Raw genomic sequence first — 16,437 nt, 5'->3', positions numbered from 1 at the left:
GGATCAGGTCCTTTGCCCGTGAACGTAAAGCAGATCGCGCACCGCTGTCAGCACTTCGGTATTCGAGAACGGCTTGGTCATGAACCGGCTCACGCCCGCTTTCTCGGCCATCTCGCGATCCCGGCTTTGCCCCCGGGCCGTCAGCATCAGGACCGGCAAATCCGCCGTCTGCTCATGGCTGCGCAACTCTTCGAGAATGTCGAACCCGCTCTTGCCCGGCAGCATCACGTCAAGCACCACGAGATCGGGTTTGCGCTCCCGAATGACCTGTGCGGCGTCAGTCCCGTTTGAATGGGTGTCCACCTCCCAGCCCTCACGGCTGAGCAGAAATCGAATGGCTTCAATGATGTTCAGCTCATCTTCGACCAAAAGCACATGCTTGCCCATTGCGCCCTCCTCCCAAAGGTCTCCGCCCTGCCAGACCCATGGTCTGTCTCCCTCAGGGGTGAGGGTGAACTATTGTCGGTTTTATCCGCACTGTCAAAAGTCTCGCGCCACCGACAAAGAAATACAACCATTGGTTTGAGCCGCGTAGGGTTGCGACATCAGAATTCATATTCCACCGCTCAAAATCGACGGCTCCCGGCGCCCGGGGCATCCGTTGCGCGGGCACACGCCGCATGTAGCCCCGACCTCAATTGCCCCATCAGGCTCCTGGCTCGCGTTGGGCAGGATCAACATGCTGGCCTGCACCAGAGGTGCCTGATTATAGGTCGGTCCGCCAACAACTTCGGCGACGGCCACACAGTTGAAAACCGAACGCCCCCGCCCCAGTTGCACCAGCGGCATGCGTAAAACCTGACCGGGCTGCCCCAATGCCGCAAAAAGAGGCCACAATGCACACGCCGCACCAAATCTGGGAATGACGAAACCCTGCGCTGGCTTGCGAAACAGCAGGCTGCCAGCACGGTCGCAGACCACCAACCCCGCCTCAAGCTCCGGCAGGCTTGCAAGCCGCCGCAACACGACGCCCACGGGCACGTCCAAGTGGCGCGCCAGCTTTACCGGGTCGTTGCCGACCTCGGCCAGGGCCGCCCGAAAAATCTCAAGCGGAACCTGTTCTGCATCTTCTGCAATACGGTCCAGTATGGATTTCGCCATTTGCCGTGAAGCATTGGATTTCAGCATCTGCGCTTCGGCAATCAATACCTCCACCGACGTCTGACCCGTTTCCAATTCGGCGAATTCAAAGGCGTTTTCGGTCAAAAAGACCTCCAATTCATCGTGGGGACTGGCGGCGGCATCTTCGCTGCCCTGACCGGCATCCAGATAGTCCACCAGAGATTTCGAACTCTCTGCAAGACGGCGGCTGTCCTGGTTGATGTTTGCATGAAAGCGGTCGCGCCACTCTGCCTCCAACTCCTTTTCGTCGGCCAAAATAGCCGCTGTTGACCGGATGGCTGCGGCTGTGGTCAGCAATTCATGCACGGAAGCGGCCAGATGAGGATCATGTGTCAAGCGATCAGAGAGGGATTCCACGCGACGCTCCAGACTTGCGATGCGCCGATGACCGTTGGCAAGCACTTCCGCCCAGCCGGGAAACCGCCCGGCCAATTCGTCTGCGCGGGCGATTTCCGAGCTTGGCAGATTGGCCCCCGTGGCCGCTTCGCGCAATGTGGCGATCAGCGCAGCTTCGGCGCCTTCGGTCAGCGTAGAGGGTTCAACCCCAAGGATGCGGGCAATATCCAGCAGCAGCTTGCCGCCGATTCTGCGCCGGTTATGTTCGATGAGGTTGAGATAGGACGCCGATATTCCCAAGGCGCGCGCCAGATCGGCCTGCCGCATGCCCACAACAGATCTGCGCTCCCTGATACGGCTGCCCGTCAATCCCTCGCGTGCCATGAAAACTCCCTACAATCCTTGGCTTTTTCCACCGGTTTCTGCGCTGCAATATTACGTAATTTACAAACACTCACAAACACCTGTTCATTAATTTACAAAATAGTTGTTCATTTCAAGGCACTTGTTGCGGAGTTTTCAGATCATCAGCGATAAGTTATTTGCACTAATGTGCCGGACGCGTCGCGTAATTGAGGAATTGACCGACTGCGCCGTTTTAACAACTGGGAGGATTTCATGTCCAATTCGAAACTTACACGTCGCGGTCTGATCAAGACCGGTGCTTTTGCCGGTGCCGCCGGACTGGCGCTGCCGACGTATCTGCGTGCTGACGGGCACTCGGGCTTTACCAATGCACCTACGGGCGACACCGTGACGCTGGGCTTCAATGTGCCCCAATCCGGTCCTTATGCGGACGAAGGTGCCGACGAATTGCGCGCCTATGAGCTTGCTGTCGAACACCTCAATGGCGGCGGCGACGGCGGCATGATGAACACGTTCTCGTCCAAGGTGCTGCAGGGTAACGGCATCATGGGTAAGAAGGTCGAATATGTCACCGGCGACACGCAAACCAAATCGGACGCGGCGCGCGCCTCTGCCCGCTCGATGATCGAAAAAGATGGTGCCGTGATGATCACCGGCGGGTCGTCATCGGGCGTCGCCGTGGCGGTTCAGGCGCTTTGTCAGGAAGCAGGCGTCATCTTCATGGCCGGCCTCACGCATTCCAATGACACCACCGGCAAAGACCGCAAGGCCAATGGTTTCCGTCACTTCTTTAACTCCTACATGTCCGGTGCCGCGCTCGCGCCTGTGCTTGCTGCGAACTACGGCAAGGACCGCAAGGCCTATCACCTTACAGCCGATTACAACTGGGGCTACACCACCGAAGAAGCGGTGAAATCCTCCACCGAAGCGCTGGGATGGGAAACCGTCAACGCCGTGAAAACGCCGCTGACCCAGACCGACTTCTCCTCCTATATCGCGCCGGTTCTGCAATCGGGTGCGGACGTGCTGGTGCTGAACCACTACGGCGGCAACATGGTGAACTCGCTGACCAACGCGGTTCAGTTCGGCCTGCGCGACAAGCAGGTGAACGGCAAGAACTTCGAGATCATCGTGCCGCTTTATTCGCGCCTGATGGCGAAGGGCGCGGGTGCCAACGTGAAAGGCATCTTCGGTTCCACAAACTGGCACTGGTCGCTGCAGGACGAAGGCTCCAAGGCATTCGTTCAGTCCTTCGGCACCAAATACGGCTTCCCACCCAGCCAGGCGGCGCATACTTGCTACGTGCAAACGCTGCTTTATGCGGATGCGGTCGAGCGGGCCGGTTCGTTCAACCCATGCGCGGTTGTCGAAGCGCTCGAAGACTACGAGTTCGACGGTCTGGGCAACGGCAAAACGCTTTATCGCGGTTCCGACCACCAGTGCTTCAAGGACGTTCTGGTCGTGAAAGGCAAAGAGAACCCGCAGTCCGAGTTCGACCTGCTGGAAGTCGTCGAAGTCACACCGGTTGAGCAGGTTACCTATGCCCCCGATCACCCGCAGTTCGCTGGCGGTAATCTGGGCACCTGTAACCCGGGCGCATAAATCCCGGCCGGGTGGCGTGAGCGCGCCACCCGCACCTCTCAACAACTGCGGGCGGCAGCCCCTGCCATCCGCTTTGCCCGGGCTCCGGGCGATAATCGCTTCATGAAGGTGGGACCATGGACGCAATCATCCTGCAAATCCTCAACGGCCTCGACAAGGGATCGGCCTATGCGCTGATCGCTCTGGGCCTTACACTGATTTTCGGCACATTGGGTGTCGTGAACTTCGCCCACGGCGCCCTGTTCATGATCGGCGCTTTCTGTGCCGTGACGCTCAGCCGTATCCTGACGCTGAGCCACATCGTCATTGACGAGACGCAGAAGGATTTTCTTGGCAATCCGCTGAAAGTCGAAGTGCCCTATATCTACGACATCTTCGGACAGGCTACGGGGGATGCCATCATCGACTGGGCGGTTCCCATCTCGATCCTCTTTGCCATCCCGGTCATGGTCGCCATTGGCTTCATCATGGAACGCGGGCTGATCAAGCATTTCTACAAGCGTCCCCACGCCGACCAGATCCTCGTAACCTTCGGTCTCGCCATCGTGCTGCAGGAGATCATCAAGTATTTCTACGGTGCCAACCCGATCCCCACCCCGGCACCGGACGCGTTCCGCGGATCGTTCGATTTCGGCGCGATGCTCGGCTTTGACCCTAACACAATCATCTACCCCTACTGGCGTCTGGTCTATTTCGCCTTCTCTGCCCTGATCATCGGTGCGGTCTTTGCCTTTCTGCAATTCACCACCTTTGGCATGGTCGTGCGCGCAGGCATGGCAGACCGCGAAACCGTGGGCCTTTTGGGCATCAACATCGACAAGCGCTTTACCATCATGTTCGGCATTGCCGCCGCCGTAGCAGGCCTGGCCGGCGTGATGTACGCGCCGATCAACTCGCCCAACTACCACATGGGCATGGATTTTCTGGTCCTGAGCTTCGTGGTCGTCGTCGTGGGCGGCATGGGCTCGCTGCCCGGTGCCGTGCTTGCGGGCTTCCTCCTGGGTATTCTTGAAAGCTTCGCCTCCATGTCGGCGGTTCTCGAAATCCTGCCCGGCATCAACCAGATCATCATCTATCTGGTCGCCATCATCATCTTGCTGACTCGTCCGCGTGGCCTGATGGGCCGCAAGGGCGTCATGGAGGAATAGGATCATGTTTGGTCTGACAAAACGCGACTCCACCCTGCTGATCATTGTGATCTGTCTGTCGATCTTTGCACCCTTCATCCTCAACCCTTTCCCCGAAGGCTCCGCCATGGCGCAGTTCAACGCGGGCTATCCGGATCTGATGCAGCGGCTGGTGATCTTTGGCATCTTTGCCATCGGCTTCAACATCCTCTTCGGGCTCACAGGATACCTCAGCTTCGGTCACGCGGCGTTCCTAGGTGTCGGCTCCTACGCGGCGATCTGGATGATGAAACTGCTGACCATGAATGTGGTGCCCGCAATCATCATCTCGGTGGTTGTCGCGGGGCTCTTCTCCCTGCTGGTGGGCTGGATTTCCCTGCGCCGCTCGGGCATCTACTTCTCCATCCTGACGCTGGCCTTCGCCCAGATGTCCTATTCGCTGGCCTATTCGGTGCTGACACCGATCACCGGCGGCGAAACCGGGCTTCAGCCCAAGGTGGATGATCCACGCATTCTGGACGGCGCGCTTGTCGCTGGCCAGACACCCCGCGCGAACTTCTTCGGGCTGGAAATGGGAGCAAGCTACGAGCTCTCCTTGGGCAATTGGGTTTTCACCTTCAACGCCGGCTACTACATCGCGGCGGTCGTGATGATCCTGGCGTTCTACCTGTCGATCCGCATTTTCCGCTCTCCTTTCGGCATGATGTTGCGGGCGGTCAAATCGAACCAGCAGCGCGTCAATTATACCGGCCTCAATTCCAAACCCTATACGCTGGCGGCCTTCGTCATCTCCGGCATGTATGCCGGTCTGGCGGGCGGTCTGCTGGTGGCCATGGACACGCAGGTGGGTGCCGAACGCATGTTCTGGACCGCATCGGGTGAAGTTGTGCTGATGGCGATCCTTGGCGGTGCCGGTACGCTCATCGGTCCTGTCCTGGGGGCGGGTTTCATCAAATACATGGAAAACATCATCTCCAAGATCAACAAATCCGTGCTGGAGCAATGGTTTGCTTTCATGCCCGACGGGATCGAGGATTTCCTGATCGCGATCGTTTACCCGTTCATCGGCAAGGGCTGGCACCTCACCTTGGGCATTCTCTTCATGCTCGTGGTGATCTTCCTGCCCGGCGGTCTGGTCGAGGGTGGACAGCGTATTGGGCGCCTGTTCAAACGCAAAAAACCCTCCGATGATGCCGCTGATGGCAAAACAACACCTGCGGAATAAGGAAACTGACATGGGTATTCTTGAGGTTAAAAACGTAGGTAAGCGGTTTGGGGGTCTTCAGGCGCTGGGAGACGTAAACCTGAGCATTGCGGAAAATTCGGTGCATGCGATCATCGGACCCAATGGCGCGGGCAAATCGACCCTGCTGAATTGTCTGGTGGGCAAGCTGATCCCGGATACCGGATCGGTGATGTTTGACGGGCAATCAGTACTGGGGCGCAAACCCTATGAGATCAACCAGATGGGGATTTCGCGGGTCTTTCAGACGCCGGAAATCTTCGGCGATCTGACGGTGATGGAAAACATGATGATCCCCTGTTTTGCCAAACGCGACGGGGCCTTCGAGATGAATGCCATTGCCAGCGTGACCTCGCAGCGTGATATCGTCGAACGCGCTGAACACATGCTGGACGACATGAATATGTCCGACAAGCGGCATATGCATGCGGCGGCGATGTCACGCGGCGACAAGCGGCGCCTTGAGATCGGCATGTGTCTCAGTCAGGAGCCGCGGTTGCTGCTGCTGGACGAACCCACGGCGGGTATGGCGCGCGCCGATACGAACAATACCATCGACCTGTTGAAACAGATCAGCGACGAGCGTGACATCACCATCGCGATCATCGAACACGACATGCATGTGGTGTTTTCGCTTGCCGAACGCATCACCGTGCTGGCGCAGGGCACGCCGCTGGTCGAAGACACGCCAGACAACATCAAAGGCCATCCGAAAGTGCGCGAAGCCTATCTGGGAGAGACCCAGACCGCCGCGTAATTTTCTGACAACGGTGGTCTGAAGCCCACCTTACCCGCAACATGCGAGGACATGGATATGAACGTCAAACCGGATTTTTCCAAACACGCCAATCAGGCAGCGACCGCGCCTGCCTTCCTCTCTGTCTGGGACATGCATGCCTATTACGGCGAGAGCTACATTGTGCAGGGCGTGACCTTCAACGTGCATGAAGGCGAAATTCTGGCCCTGCTGGGCCGCAACGGGGCGGGCAAAACCTCGACGCTGCGCGCCATTGCGCGGCTGGGTGACCCGGAAGTACGCAAAGGCGAGATCTGGCTTGATCACCAACCCTTGCACAAGATGGCCAGCCATCAGGCGTCACAGGCAGGACTGGGTCTTGTGCCCGAAGACCGCCGGATCATTGCCGGGCTGACGGTCGAGGAAAACCTCAAGCTCGCGCAGATCGCCCCGCCCGTCGGTTGGTCGCTGGACCGGGTTTATGACCTTTTCCCACGGCTGCGTGAGCGGCGCGCGCAAGAAGGCGTGACCCTGTCAGGCGGCGAACAGCAGATGCTGGCCATTGCCCGCGCGCTCTGTCGTGACATCAAGGTGCTGCTGCTGGATGAACCCTACGAAGGTCTGGCCCCGGTGATCGTGGATGAGATCGAAAAGACGCTGCGCATCATCAAGGAGCAGGGCATCACCACCATTTTGGTCGAACAGAACGCCGTGCGCGCCTTACAACTGGCCGACCGGGCGGTGATCCTCGACACCGGTGGCATCGTCTTTGACGGCACCGCAGCGGAAGTGCTGGAGAACAAGGAGTTGCGCGAGGAATACCTCGCCATCTGACGCCCACCGCCAAATTCCCGGTGGTGCCGCTAGCCACCCGGGCTTTGCTTGCCGCTAAGCATGTCACGACACGGGTCCGCCTGATTTTCGATGGCATGCAGGACCGTTTCCAGCGCTGCCTCCACCTGACCGACCGCGGCTTTGAGCGCCTTGACGGCGGGCAGCGCTTTGAAACGGTTCTCGATGTCCCGGGCCACGCGCGCAACCATATCTTGCACCGGCTTGAACAGGAAATCAGTCAAGGATTTGCGCATTTTCGCAATCTGGCGGTCGACCTCATCCATCATTGCTTTGACCTTTTTGTAGGTCTTTGGAAAGGTATGTCGCCCCACCCATGAAATGGCGTCTTCAATGGCCTTCTTGCCATAGTTGGCCGCTTTGGTGACTGCTGCGGTGATCGTGTTGATGAAACTGCGCAATCCCCCCAGGGCGTTATAGGCCTTGTCGATCACATTGGCATAATCCAGAAGCCGCCCCAGCGCATTCCACGCCTGCCGCAGCGGTTGTTCGACCGTGTTCAGCCCGGCGTTGGCCTCGTCCTTGGCGTCATTGAGCGTTTGTGTCACCGGATGCAGCGGTCGGTTCAGCACAGCGGCACAGTTTTCCAGACCCTTGGGCGGGGCATCTTTATAGTGCTTGCGCAGGCTGTCTGTTACATTGGCGAGCGCTTCAATCTTGCCTTCCACATTGCCCACGGCCCCCCAGGCCCGGTCCACCGGTTTTTGCAGCTTCCTGATCCAGTCCTGCAAAGGTTTGATGTCGCGTTCGATCTGGCTGAGGATATCGCGCGTGGGTTTGATGAACCCGTTGATCCCAGCGATGAACTCACCTGCGCCTTTGGCAAGCGTGCCCACCTCGGGTATCCACGATCCGGATTTGCAGGCCTTCTCCAGACCGCGCAAAACTTGGAATATGTCGCCCAGTTTCTTGTCAAAGTCCTCGGGCTTTTTCAGCAGGTCCTGCACCTGCGACAAAAGGCCATGCACCTCGTCAAGCGGCGTGACGAAATACTGGATGTCGGCGTAAATCGCCTTGGCATCCGTATTGAGGGCGGCGAGCTGGGTCTTTGGCGTGGGCATGATGCGGTCTTCCTGTTCAATCTGGCGGTTTGCCCGAACAGGTTAACACGGCGTCATGCGCCGGTGCTGTGATCCGCGTCACAAAGGCTGCTGGCGCCCTTCAGGTGCTTTCAAACCGCGCACGCAAATCCGTTTTCAGCACCTTGCCGTAGTTGTTCTTGGGCAGGGCGTCGATGGGGATGTAATCCTTGGGTCGCTTGAACCGAGCGATATGCTCCAGACAGAGCGCATCAAGACGCGCAGGCGGGGCAGAGCCCACAACAAACGCCACGACCTCTTCGCCCCATTCGGGATGCGGACGGCCCACAACCGACACCTCCGACACCTCGGGGTCCATCAGCAGAACCTCCTCGACTTCGCGCGGATAGACGTTGGAGCCACCGGTTATGATCATGTCCTTGGAGCGATCCTGCAACGTGACATAACCATCCGCATCCATGAACCCCATGTCACCGGTCATCAGCCAGCCATTGACCAGCGTTTTGGCGGTCGCCTCGGCATTCTGCCAATAGCCGAGCATCACCGTGTCACCGCGCACCATGATCTCCCCATGGGTGCCGGTGGGCAAAGGCCGGCCCTGCGCATCCCCGATGGCAACTTCGACCGCGGATTGCGCCTTGCCCACAGATTGCAGACGTTGCCGCCAGCGCGGATGGCTGCGGTCGGCCACATCCGCCCGGCTCAGCGCCGTGATCCCCATCGGACATTCTCCCTGCCCGTAAATCTGCACAAAGATCGGCCCGAAGTGATCCACTGCCGCGATGATATCGGCATTATACATCGGCCCACCCGCATAGACGATGGTGCGCAACCCGGCACCGCTCTGCCCGGTTGCAATAGCGCGTTCCGTCAGGCGTTTGACCATCGTGGGGGCCGCGAACATCTGGACCGACCCAAAATGCCCGGCCAGATCGAAAATCTCATCCGGATCAAACCCGGCGGAGGCCGGACAGACGTGGCGTGCGCCCGCATGCATATGCAACATATTGTAGATACCGGCCCCGTGGCTCATGGGGGCGGCGTAAAGCGTTGCATCCTCAGGCCGGACCGCATCCGCATCATGACCGTAACACAGACTCATGGTGGTGAGCATGCGGAAGGTCATCATCACGCCCTTGGGCTTGCCCGTGGTCCCGGATGTGTAAAAGAGCCAGGCCACATCCTCCGGCGCACGTGGCACAATTTCCGGGGCCGGAACATGCGCCAGAATGCCGTCATAACGCGCACTTGGCACGATCACGGGCGCGACTTCGGTGGCCGCATCCCGCAAGGCCTCGGCCAGGTCAGGCGAGGCAAAAACGAAAGACACGCTCGCATTTTCTAAAATAAACGCCGCTTCGCGCCCGTGCAGCTTGGCGTTGATCGGCACAACCACACCACCCGCAATCCAGATGCCGTAAAAGACCACCAGATAATCGGGCTGGTTTTTCATGAAAATCGCCACTAGGTCGCCCGGAACCACGCCCTGCGCTCTCAACCACCCAGCAACAGACCGCGCGCGCGCCAGAAACGTGCCGTAATCGGCCACGCAGGCCTCGCCGAGAAACAGCGCCGGACGCTCAGGTGCGGCCATCCCTGTGCGTTCCAGCCAATGCGCAAGATTCATGTGATCCCCCTCGTTACCTGCCCGACAATATCGCTCTGGCACGCGCCCGCAAGTCGCGGGTTTCCATGGGCTGACCCTTGGCCTATAACGAAAGAGCAGGAACAAGGGCCGACGTGAACAAGGCTCCCCGGAACGGTCGACGAGGACTTACATGACAAAAAAGAACCATGACGCTGATGTGGCCTTCATTCAGGCCCTGGCCGAATTGCTGCGGGAAAATGATCTGACGGAATTGCAGGTCAAACGGGATTATGGTGCCGATGACAGTCTGAACGTGCGCGTCAGCCGTCACATCCAGCAGCAAGCCGCCGTGCAGGTTGCCGCCCCGACTGCCGCACCCGCTGCCGCGCCAGTTGCAGGCCCCGCCGCCGCAGCCCCGGCTGCCAGCAGCCCCGATGATCCCGCCGATCATCCCGGCGCCGTGACTTCGCCCATGGTGGGCACCGTCTACATGCAGGCCGAACCCGGTGCGGACCCATTCATTTCCGTCGGCGCTTCGGTTTCCGAAGGCGACACGCTGCTGATCGTCGAAGCGATGAAGACCATGAACCACATCCCCGCCCCGCGCTCCGGCACCATCAAGCGCATCGTCGTCGAGGATGGGGCCGCGGTCGAATTTGGCACACCGCTTGTGATCCTCGAATAGGAGGGCTGCGCGATGTTCAACAAAATCCTGATCGCCAACCGTGGCGAGATCGCCCTGCGCGTGGTGCGCGCCGCGCGCGAAATGGGCATTGCCACCGTGGCCGTGCATTCCACCGCCGACAGCGACGCGATGCATGTGCGCATGGCCGATGAAAGCGTCTGTATCGGCCCGCCCTCGGGCACGCAAAGCTATCTGTCTGTGCCTGCAATCATTTCCGCCTGCGAAATCACCGGGGCCGAGGCGATCCATCCGGGATACGGGTTTCTGAGCGAAAACGCCGGGTTCGTGCAGGTGGTCGAAGATCACGACCTGACCTTCATTGGCCCCACCGCAGAACACATCCGCATCATGGGCGACAAGATCACCGCCAAGGACACGATGAAAAAGCTGGGTGTGCCGTGCGTGCCCGGTTCCGATGGCGGTGTTGACACGCTCGAAGAGGCCAAGCGCATCGGCGAGGAATTCGGCTATCCGGTGATCATCAAGGCCACGGCGGGTGGCGGCGGGCGCGGCATGAAAGTCGCGCAGAACGCCCAGGAAATGGAAAAAGCCTTCCACACTGCACGTGCTGAGGGCAAATCCAATTTCGGCAATGATGAAGTCTATATCGAGAAATATCTCACCACGCCGCGCCACATCGAAATTCAGGTGTTCGGCGATGGCAAGGGCCGTGCGGTGCATCTGGGCGAGCGCGATTGTTCGCTGCAACGCCGTCACCAGAAGGTATTCGAAGAGGCCCCCGGCCCCGCAATTTCCGCCGAAGAACGTGCCACCATCGGCAAGGTCTGCGCCGATGCGGTCGCGCGCATTAATTACACCGGTGCGGGCACCATCGAGTTCCTCTATGAGAACGGCGAGTTCTACTTCATCGAAATGAACACCCGTTTGCAGGTCGAACACCCCGTGACCGAAGCCATTTTCGGCGTCGATCTGGTCCGTGAACAGATCCGCGTCGCCTCCGGCATGGAGATGTCGTTCCAGCAGGAAGACCTGACCATCAACGGCCATTCCATCGAAGTGCGCATCAACGCCGAAAAACTGCCCAACTTTTCGCCCTGTCCGGGCCGGATCACCCAGTATCACGCGCCCGGGGGGCTTGGTGTACGCATGGATTCGGCGCTTTATGACGGCTATTCCATCCCGCCCTACTACGACAGCCTTATCGGCAAACTGATCGTGCACGGGCGCGACAGGCCCGAAGCGCTGGCCCGGCTGAAACGGGCTCTGGGCGAATTGATCGTGGATGGTGTCGACACCACGGTGCCGCTTTTTCACGCGCTTCTGGAAGAAGAGGATGTGTTGTCGGGCGGCTACAATATCCACTGGCTGGAGCATTGGCTGGAAACCAATCTCGGCGGCAGTTGACGCGGGAGCGTCATGTATCTGACCCCGGATTTGCTGATGCAGGGCTATGCCACCGGCATTTTCCCGATGGCAGAACATCGCGACGACCCGGAAGTTTTCTGGGTCGATCCTAAACGGCGCGGAGTGATGCCCCTGAACGGCTTTCACATCTCGCGCTCGCTGCGGCGCGCCATGCGCAACACCTTGTTCGAGGTTAGCATAAATCAGGATTTCGCGGGTGTGGTTGACGGCTGCGCCGATCGCGCGGACACCTGGATCAGCACGGAAATTCGCGGGCTCTACCTTGCGCTGCGCGACCGCGGGCAGGCGCATTCCCTGGAAATCTGGGAGGGTGCCACCCTCGTCGGCGGTGTCTATGGGGTCACGCTGGGGGCCGCGTTTTTTGGCGAAAGCATGTTTTCGCGCCGCACCAATGCTTCGAAAATCGCGCTGGCCTGTCTGGTGGATCGGTTGCTGGACGGCGGTTTCCGGCTCTTTGACACGCAGTTTCTGACCGAACATCTGGCCTCATTGGGCGGGATCGAGATAAGCCGCGCAGCCTACCGGACCGCCTTGGAAAAAGCACGTAGCCTACCAGGTGATTTCACTGCTCCACCGCTGCGAAGCCCTCAGGAGGTCGTGCAGCGCATGACCCAGAGGTCATAGCGCGCGTGATCCATCGCTGAAAGTGCCGGGGCGGAGGCGATCATCCAGCCCGAGAAAAGCTCTGTCCCGTCCGTGGCATCCGAAACCTTGAGCGCCGCATAGGCATCGCCTGACGGGTTGCCCACTGGATAGCGGCAGGAATTGAGCGTGATCCGCAGACGTTCAAACGTTGCCGTCTGTCCGGATTTCATCTCAATATCATAGACTTGTCCGCTGATCTTATCGAGCCCGCGCAAGACAACACCCTGCGCCTCGCTGACTTGCTGAGCGGTAGCACCTGTGGCCAGACACGCCAGCGCCATGGCCAACCGGCGTATCATTCCGAGGAACCGCTCACAAATTTGAGCAGCAGAGATACAAGGCTCACCGCGCCCTGCGTATCGGTGATCGTGTCGCCCGCCTCAAAGAAAAACGGCGATCCTCCGGGGATGATTTCGACGAAATTACCCCCCAACAGCCCTTCGGACGAAATCACGATGGCGCTGTCATCGGGGATTTCGATTTCCTGCGCGACAGACACCGTTGTGTCCGCCCGGTAGGTTTCCGGATTCAGCGTGACCGCCGCAACCGAGCCCACCTTGACCCCGGCCAGACGCACATCGGTGCCCACGCTTACGCCTTCAAGGCTGCGAAAACTCGCCTCCAGTGGGTAGCTCGACGCAGCCCCCGAAAAATCAGATACCTGCCCGGCATAGACAACAAAGGCCACAGCGGCGGCTAAAACGCCGGCACCGACGATGACTTCGGTAGTGTTTTCAGACATTTGGCAAATTACTCCGGCGACCAGGCCTCGTAGTCGCTACGTGGTGCGGGATCGGCACGGCGCAGGGACCCTTTGGGCGCATAGGCCAGCGCGGTCCCGGTCAGATTTTCCTGATGCGGTTTTTCCCACGGTTTATGCGGCAGCGGTGCGTCCGTCGGGGCCGCGTCCCAGGTGTGGTGCAGCCAGCCGTGCCAGTCGGGATCGACCCGGCTCGCCTCAGCCTCGCCATTGTAAATCACCCAGCGGCGGGTCTTGTCCTTGTTTTCATAGAAAACATTGCCCTGACTGTCCTCGCCCACCTTGACGCCCTTGCGCCAGGTCCAAAGCTGCGTGTTCAGCGTCTGGCCGTTCCACCAGGTCACCGCGCGCAGGATAGAAGTCAGAAGTCCCATGAAATGCCTCCGGTCGCATTGCTATGTACATATGGCCGATCAGGGGGCAAACGTCCAGATGGATGCGCGGCCTCCTGCGTTTTTCCGAGCGTTATTCCGGCAGCAGCGCGGTCACTTCGATCTCGATGCGGTATTTGGGGTCAATGAGGGCGCATTCGACCATCGTCGCGGCGGGCGGGTTGGGCCCAAAAGCTTGCCTCAGATGCGGCCAGCAGGGTTCGAATTCATGGCGATCCGGCAGGAAATAGTTAACGCGCACCACATCCTCAAAGCCGCAGCCTGCGTCCTGCAGTGCCCTGCCAATCACCGCCAGCGCCGATTGGCATTGCGCCTCCACCGTGTCGCCCTGTCCGACCGTGCCTGCCACATGCACCCAGCCGCCCGCGACGACCGCGCGGCAATAGCCCACCTTCTCCTCAAATTCGCCACCGGATTTGATGCGTCTGATGCCCATCTGATCCCTCCTTTTTCACGTTGCTTGACACGAAAAAAGGCAGGTCGCGCGACCTGCCCTGATTTCTTTTGCAATGATCCTAGCTCAGCCAGCGCTGGCAGGCTCTTTTTCTGTGTCGGCGTGAATCATCAGCGGCGCCGCTTCGGAGACAACCGCCTCTTCGTTCACCACCACTTCTGTCACGCTCTCCAGCCCCGGCAGGTCGAACATCGTGTCGAGCAGGATGTCTTCCAGAATGGAGCGCAGACCACGCGCGCCGGTTTTCCGCTCAATCGCCCGTTTGGCAATGGCCGACAGCGCGTCATCGGTGAAGGTCAGCGAGGTGTCTTCCAACTCGAAGAGGCGTTGGTATTGTTTGACCAGCGCGTTTTTAGGCTGCGTCAGAATGGTGACCAGCGCGTCTTCATCCAGATCTTCCAGCGTCGCCAGAACCGGCAAACGGCCCACAAATTCCGGGATCAAACCGAATTTGAGCAGGTCTTCAGGTTCCAGATCGGTGAAAATCTCGCCGACGCCGCGCTCGTCATTGTCACGCACATCCGCGCCAAAGCCCATGGCCGACCCCTTGCCGCGTGACGCGATGATCTTGTCCAGCCCGGCAAAAGCGCCGCCACAGATGAACAGGATATTCGTGGTGTCCACCTGCAGGAACTCCTGCTGCGGATGTTTGCGCCCGCCCTGCGGCGGCACGCTTGCCACGGTGCCTTCCATCAGCTTCAGCAAAGCCTGTTGAACGCCCTCGCCCGACACATCACGGGTGATCGAGGGGTTTTCCGACTTGCGGGTGATCTTATCGACCTCGTCAATATAAACGATGCCGCGCTGCGCCCGCTCGACATTGTATTCCGACGATTGCAGCAGTTTCAGAATGATATTCTCGACGTCTTCGCCCACATAACCCGCTTCGGTCAGCGTGGTCGCATCGGCCATGGTAAAGGGCACATCCAGAATACGCGCCAGCGTCTGCGCCAGCAGTGTCTTACCGCACCCAGTCGGACCAATCAGCAGAATGTTGGATTTCGCCAGCTCGATATCGCCACCCTTTTGCGCGTGGTTGAGCCGCTTGTAGTGATTGTGCACAGCGACCGACAGCACCCGCTTAGCGGTTGCCTGACCAATCACGTAATCGTCCAGCACGTCGCAGATATCCTTGGGCGTCGGCACCCCGTCCGTCGCTTTCAGACCGGAGGCCTTGGTCTCTTCCCGGATGATATCCATGCAAAGCTCGACGCATTCATCACAGATGAAGACCGTCGGCCCGGCGATCAGCTTGCGCACCTCGTGCTGGCTCTTGCCGCAAAAGCTGCAATAAAGGGTATTCTTGCTGTCGCCTGTTGAATTCGTTGCCATGTCAACCCTTTCAGGTCTTGGATGTCGTCTGCTACGCCCCGCAAATCGGGGCGCGATGTAAACTTATGCCAACTTAGGCCACCACTGTAAGGTCCACAATCGCAAAATGGTAAATTGACTGTGCGCCATTCGTGTCCTTTAGCCCTCGTCGTCTGCCTTGCCGCGGCTCTCGACAATCTCGTCAATCAAGCCCCATTTCTTCGCCTCATCTGGCGACATGAAGTTGTCACGCTCCAGAGCTTCTTCAACCTTCTTAAGAGTTTGCCCGGTGTGCTTGACGTAAATTTCGTTCAAGCGGGTTTTGAGTTTCTGGGTTTCCTGGGCGTGGATCATGATGTCCGTCGCCTGCCCCTGATACCCGCCCGAGGGCTGGTGCACCATCACACGGCTGTTGGGCAGCGAAAAGCGCATGCCCGCCTCACCCGCCGTCAGCAGCAGTGAGCCCATGCTTGCCGCCTGCCCGATCACCAGCGTGGAGACCTTCGGCTTGATGTATTGCATGGTGTCGTAGATCGACAGGCCAGAGGTCACCACGCCACCGGGGCTGTTGATATACATCGAAATTTCCTTGGACGGGTTTTCCGCCTCAAGATGCAGCAATTGCGCGACGATCAGCGATGACATGCCGTCGTGCACCGGCCCCGACAAAAAGATGATCCGCTCCTTCAAAAGGCGCGAAAAAATATCGTAGGCCCTTTCGCCCCGGCTGGTTTGTTCCACCACCATGGGGACAAGGGTATTCATGTAGGTGTCGATCGGATCATTCATGTG

The 16,437-nt window shown here is 59.2% G+C and carries 18 protein-coding genes; 8 read left to right on the top strand and 10 right to left on the bottom strand.

Features of this window, described 5'->3' with window-relative positions; translation table 11 throughout:
• Positions 1-3: 3 nt before the first annotated feature.
• Entirely contained in the window at positions 4-387 is a 384-nt protein-coding gene (locus Q0802_RS10455; protein WP_298917548.1) for a response regulator, read from the bottom strand.
• 165 nt (positions 388-552) lie between these two features.
• A complete protein-coding gene (locus tag Q0802_RS10450; RefSeq protein WP_298917545.1) occupies positions 553-1,842 on the bottom strand; it encodes a helix-turn-helix transcriptional regulator in 1,290 nt (429 codons plus the stop codon).
• A 234-nt stretch (positions 1,843-2,076) separates the two neighbouring features.
• Between Q0802_RS10450 and Q0802_RS10445 the strand changes: the two genes are divergently transcribed.
• From Q0802_RS10445 to Q0802_RS10425, 5 genes are all read left to right on the top strand, one after another.
• Complete coding sequence (locus Q0802_RS10445) at positions 2,077-3,426, top strand: substrate-binding protein (protein ID WP_298917542.1); 1,350 nt, start codon at positions 2,077-2,079, stop codon at positions 3,424-3,426.
• Between the two features lie 116 nt (positions 3,427-3,542).
• Positions 3,543-4,574, top strand: coding sequence for a branched-chain amino acid ABC transporter permease (locus Q0802_RS10440; protein ID WP_298917539.1), 1,032 nt, complete (start codon positions 3,543-3,545; stop codon positions 4,572-4,574).
• Between the two features lie 4 nt (positions 4,575-4,578).
• Entirely contained in the window at positions 4,579-5,778 is a 1,200-nt protein-coding gene (locus Q0802_RS10435) for a branched-chain amino acid ABC transporter permease (protein ID WP_298917536.1), read from the top strand.
• Positions 5,779-5,788: 10 nt separating this feature from the next.
• Entirely contained in the window at positions 5,789-6,553 is a 765-nt protein-coding gene (locus tag Q0802_RS10430) for an ABC transporter ATP-binding protein (RefSeq protein ID WP_298917533.1), read from the top strand.
• A 57-nt stretch (positions 6,554-6,610) separates the two neighbouring features.
• Positions 6,611-7,366 carry an ABC transporter ATP-binding protein gene (locus Q0802_RS10425; RefSeq protein ID WP_298917530.1) on the top strand — a complete coding sequence of 252 codons (756 nt, stop codon included), beginning with the start codon at positions 6,611-6,613 and terminating at the stop codon, positions 7,364-7,366.
• Between the two features lie 29 nt (positions 7,367-7,395).
• Here Q0802_RS10425 and Q0802_RS10420 read toward each other — a convergent pair whose 3' ends face one another.
• Entirely contained in the window at positions 7,396-8,445 is a 1,050-nt protein-coding gene (locus Q0802_RS10420) for a hypothetical protein (protein WP_298917528.1), read from the bottom strand.
• A 100-nt stretch (positions 8,446-8,545) separates the two neighbouring features.
• Entirely contained in the window at positions 8,546-10,051 is a 1,506-nt protein-coding gene (locus tag Q0802_RS10415) for an AMP-binding protein (protein ID WP_298917525.1), read from the bottom strand.
• Positions 10,052-10,202: 151 nt separating this feature from the next.
• Here Q0802_RS10415 and accB point away from each other — a divergent pair, with 151 nt between their 5' ends.
• From accB to aat, 3 genes are read left to right on the top strand one after another with little or no spacing between them, the layout of a single operon-like run.
• Positions 10,203-10,697 carry an acetyl-CoA carboxylase biotin carboxyl carrier protein gene (accB, locus tag Q0802_RS10410; protein ID WP_298917522.1) on the top strand — a complete coding sequence of 165 codons (495 nt, stop codon included), beginning with the start codon at positions 10,203-10,205 and terminating at the stop codon, positions 10,695-10,697.
• Between the two features lie 12 nt (positions 10,698-10,709).
• Positions 10,710-12,062 (top strand): acetyl-CoA carboxylase biotin carboxylase subunit, encoded by a 1,353-nt coding sequence (gene accC / locus Q0802_RS10405; protein WP_298917520.1) that lies wholly within the window; start codon positions 10,710-10,712, stop codon positions 12,060-12,062.
• Between the two features lie 12 nt (positions 12,063-12,074).
• Positions 12,075-12,707 (top strand): leucyl/phenylalanyl-tRNA--protein transferase, encoded by a 633-nt coding sequence (gene aat / locus Q0802_RS10400; protein WP_298917518.1) that lies wholly within the window; start codon positions 12,075-12,077, stop codon positions 12,705-12,707.
• On the opposite strand, the gene Q0802_RS10395 is transcribed toward aat, so the two are convergent.
• The 6 genes from Q0802_RS10395 to Q0802_RS10370 form a co-directional block, all read right to left on the bottom strand.
• Positions 12,671-13,027: a DUF2155 domain-containing protein gene (locus Q0802_RS10395; protein ID WP_298917515.1), complete on the bottom strand. Its 357-nt coding sequence runs from the start codon at positions 13,025-13,027 to the stop codon at positions 12,671-12,673. The genes aat and Q0802_RS10395 overlap by 37 nt on opposite strands.
• Positions 13,024-13,470, bottom strand: coding sequence for an outer membrane lipid asymmetry maintenance protein MlaD (gene mlaD / locus Q0802_RS10390; protein ID WP_298917512.1), 447 nt, complete (start codon positions 13,468-13,470; stop codon positions 13,024-13,026). The genes Q0802_RS10395 and mlaD overlap by 4 nt, the downstream gene beginning before the upstream one ends.
• Before the next feature lie 8 nt (positions 13,471-13,478).
• Positions 13,479-13,862, bottom strand: coding sequence for an NADH:ubiquinone oxidoreductase subunit NDUFA12 (locus Q0802_RS10385; RefSeq protein WP_298917510.1), 384 nt, complete (start codon positions 13,860-13,862; stop codon positions 13,479-13,481).
• A 91-nt stretch (positions 13,863-13,953) separates the two neighbouring features.
• A complete protein-coding gene (locus Q0802_RS10380) occupies positions 13,954-14,316 on the bottom strand; it encodes a RidA family protein (protein WP_298917508.1) in 363 nt (120 codons plus the stop codon).
• Positions 14,317-14,400: 84 nt separating this feature from the next.
• Positions 14,401-15,666, bottom strand: a complete 1,266-nt coding sequence (gene clpX / locus Q0802_RS10375) for an ATP-dependent Clp protease ATP-binding subunit ClpX (protein WP_298917507.1) — start codon at positions 15,664-15,666, stop codon at positions 14,401-14,403.
• Between the two features lie 138 nt (positions 15,667-15,804).
• The gene (locus Q0802_RS10370; protein WP_298917505.1) at positions 15,805-16,434 is read right to left on the bottom strand and encodes an ATP-dependent Clp protease proteolytic subunit; all 630 of its coding nucleotides are present in this window, start codon (positions 16,432-16,434) and stop codon (positions 15,805-15,807) included.
• Positions 16,435-16,437 lie beyond the last annotated feature (3 nt).

The organism is uncultured Roseobacter sp. (assembly GCF_947495275.1).
Classification (GTDB): Bacteria; Pseudomonadota; Alphaproteobacteria; order Rhodobacterales; family Rhodobacteraceae; genus Roseobacter.
Note: the sequence above shows the minus strand (reverse complement) of the source record. Positions and strands in the feature narration are given on the sequence as shown.

What these genes read in the sequence shown, in the direction of transcription:
- Q0802_RS10445 (WP_298917542.1), top strand. Translation starts at nt 2,077, where the DNA reads ATGTCCAATTCGAAACTTACACGTCGCGGTCTGATCAAGACCGGTGCT.
- Q0802_RS10440 (WP_298917539.1), top strand. Translation starts at nt 3,543, where the DNA reads ATGGACGCAATCATCCTGCAAATCCTCAACGGCCTCGACAAGGGATCG.
- Q0802_RS10450 (WP_298917545.1), bottom strand. Translation starts at nt 1,842, where the DNA reads ATGGCACGCGAGGGATTGACGGGCAGCCGTATCAGGGAGCGCAGATCT.
- Q0802_RS10370 (WP_298917505.1), bottom strand. Translation starts at nt 16,434, where the DNA reads ATGAATGATCCGATCGACACCTACATGAATACCCTTGTCCCCATGGTG.
- Q0802_RS10385 (WP_298917510.1), bottom strand. Translation starts at nt 13,862, where the DNA reads ATGGGACTTCTGACTTCTATCCTGCGCGCGGTGACCTGGTGGAACGGC.
- Q0802_RS10380 (WP_298917508.1), bottom strand. Translation starts at nt 14,316, where the DNA reads ATGGGCATCAGACGCATCAAATCCGGTGGCGAATTTGAGGAGAAGGTG.
- Q0802_RS10420 (WP_298917528.1), bottom strand. Translation starts at nt 8,445, where the DNA reads ATGCCCACGCCAAAGACCCAGCTCGCCGCCCTCAATACGGATGCCAAG.
- Q0802_RS10425 (WP_298917530.1), top strand. Translation starts at nt 6,611, where the DNA reads ATGAACGTCAAACCGGATTTTTCCAAACACGCCAATCAGGCAGCGACC.
- clpX (WP_298917507.1), bottom strand. Translation starts at nt 15,666, where the DNA reads ATGGCAACGAATTCAACAGGCGACAGCAAGAATACCCTTTATTGCAGC.
- Q0802_RS10415 (WP_298917525.1), bottom strand. Translation starts at nt 10,051, where the DNA reads ATGAATCTTGCGCATTGGCTGGAACGCACAGGGATGGCCGCACCTGAG.
- accB (WP_298917522.1), top strand. Translation starts at nt 10,203, where the DNA reads ATGACAAAAAAGAACCATGACGCTGATGTGGCCTTCATTCAGGCCCTG.
- Q0802_RS10435 (WP_298917536.1), top strand. Translation starts at nt 4,579, where the DNA reads ATGTTTGGTCTGACAAAACGCGACTCCACCCTGCTGATCATTGTGATC.
- aat (WP_298917518.1), top strand. Translation starts at nt 12,075, where the DNA reads ATGTATCTGACCCCGGATTTGCTGATGCAGGGCTATGCCACCGGCATT.
- Q0802_RS10395 (WP_298917515.1), bottom strand. Translation starts at nt 13,027, where the DNA reads ATGATACGCCGGTTGGCCATGGCGCTGGCGTGTCTGGCCACAGGTGCT.
- mlaD (WP_298917512.1), bottom strand. Translation starts at nt 13,470, where the DNA reads ATGTCTGAAAACACTACCGAAGTCATCGTCGGTGCCGGCGTTTTAGCC.
- accC (WP_298917520.1), top strand. Translation starts at nt 10,710, where the DNA reads ATGTTCAACAAAATCCTGATCGCCAACCGTGGCGAGATCGCCCTGCGC.
- Q0802_RS10430 (WP_298917533.1), top strand. Translation starts at nt 5,789, where the DNA reads ATGGGTATTCTTGAGGTTAAAAACGTAGGTAAGCGGTTTGGGGGTCTT.
- Q0802_RS10455 (WP_298917548.1), bottom strand. Translation starts at nt 387, where the DNA reads ATGGGCAAGCATGTGCTTTTGGTCGAAGATGAGCTGAACATCATTGAA.